3 protein-coding genes are annotated in these 1,352 nt (G+C 59.1%); all 3 read right to left on the bottom strand.

The genetic code is table 11. From position 1 onward, the window contains the following. Positions 1-120: 120 nt before the first annotated feature. Positions 121-351 carry a hypothetical protein gene (locus F8S12_RS00580; protein WP_196514295.1) on the bottom strand — a complete coding sequence of 77 codons (231 nt, stop codon included), beginning with the start codon at positions 349-351 and terminating at the stop codon, positions 121-123. A gap of 57 nt (positions 352-408) precedes the next feature. Further along, positions 409-984, bottom strand: a complete 576-nt coding sequence (locus F8S12_RS00575) for a heme-binding protein (protein ID WP_196514294.1) — start codon at positions 982-984, stop codon at positions 409-411. Between the two features lie 74 nt (positions 985-1,058). After that, positions 1,059-1,352: hypothetical protein (locus tag F8S12_RS00570; protein ID WP_230967702.1), on the bottom strand; the 294-nt coding region annotated here is incomplete at its 5' end.

Raw genomic sequence — 1,352 nt, 5'->3', positions numbered from 1 at the left:
CGGGATGGATCGCCCTTTCAGGGCTTGAATCGCTAGCGACGGGAACCCAGGGCCTTGCCCTGGGCTGTGATCTCTCGCCCGCTTCGGGGCTTGAAGCGGGACTGGCGGAGTTTCGGCTTTTTATTCTGGCAAACGGACTAACCGCAGATGAACGCGGATGAACGCGGATGAACGCGGATGAACGCGGATGAACGCGGATGAACGCGGATGAACGCGGATGAACGCGGATGAACGCGGATGAACGCGGATGAACGCGGATGAACGCGGATGAACGCCGATGAACGCCGATGAACGCCGATGAACATGGATGGAAGACAAAAAACCTTCATCCAAAATCTTATCTGCGTCCATCTGCGTCCATCTGCGGTTGGAAAATCTTTGTTTTCTCAACCTGCCATGCGTCCTCACCTATTTCAAAATCGCCTGGAGCTCCCAGGTTCGTTTGGCGGGTGGGGTTCCGGGGCCATTGTAGCCGAGGAGGCGGAAGGATTTGGCGCTGCGTTTCTTGTCGGCGAGGGCGGTTTCGAGGGAACTTTTCGCGATCGCGAGATTTGTTTTCGAGTTGTCGCCCTGCCAGGTGTAGCTGAGCACCGTTGCCGAGGGGACGTCGCGGACTTCGAGGTTTTCCCCGGCGGGTCCGGTGGTTCCGACTTTTTCGCTTTGGTAGAGGAAGCCCATCGATGCCATTTCCATGCCGGATTCGCCGCGGTCCATCGCCATTTCGACGGGGGAGGTCATCGGGATGCCGTTTTTCTTGATATGGCCGAAGAGTTTGAAGAACGCGCGGTTCTGGCCTTTCTGGGTGGTGAAGGCGGCGCGGTATCTCGGGTAGGTTTTTTCGGTCACGCGGTCATACGGGCCCGGCTGCGGCCAGCCGACCGGCAGCGGGGCTTCGGAGACGTAGGAGGGCGGCGCTTTTGAGACCGGGGAATCGGCGGCGCAAGAGACGAGCAAACCGGGAAGGAGGAAGGAGAGAAATTTCATCCCGGAAGGGACGCTCGGGACCGGCGGATTACAAGGCGGCTTGCCACGGAGGATCGCTGACAGGCGGGGAATCCTCATTCGAGGCGGATGGAAATTTCCTTCTGCGCCTCCAGCTTGATGCCGGGCATGCCTTTCATCATTTCCATGGCAGCGGCGGGGTTCGCCTGATCGACCTTGCCGAGCTTCTTGATGTTGTCGGGGTTTTCCAACACCTTGCCCATTTCCATTTCCACCAGCGTGACGGTGTTGGCTTCGCGGTGGGTGGCGTTGGTTTCGGCGATGCCGGAATCGATGACGAGGCGCAGGCCGATCTTCATGTCGCCCATCATTTGCTTCATCATGGCCAGCTGCTCCGGGCCCATGTCTTC

Origin of the sequence: Nostoc sp. WHI, assembly GCF_015714725.1 — a bacterium.
Taxonomy (GTDB): Bacteria; Cyanobacteriota; Cyanobacteriia; order Cyanobacteriales; family Nostocaceae; genus Nostoc.
Note: the sequence above shows the minus strand (reverse complement) of the source record. Positions and strands in the feature narration are given on the sequence as shown.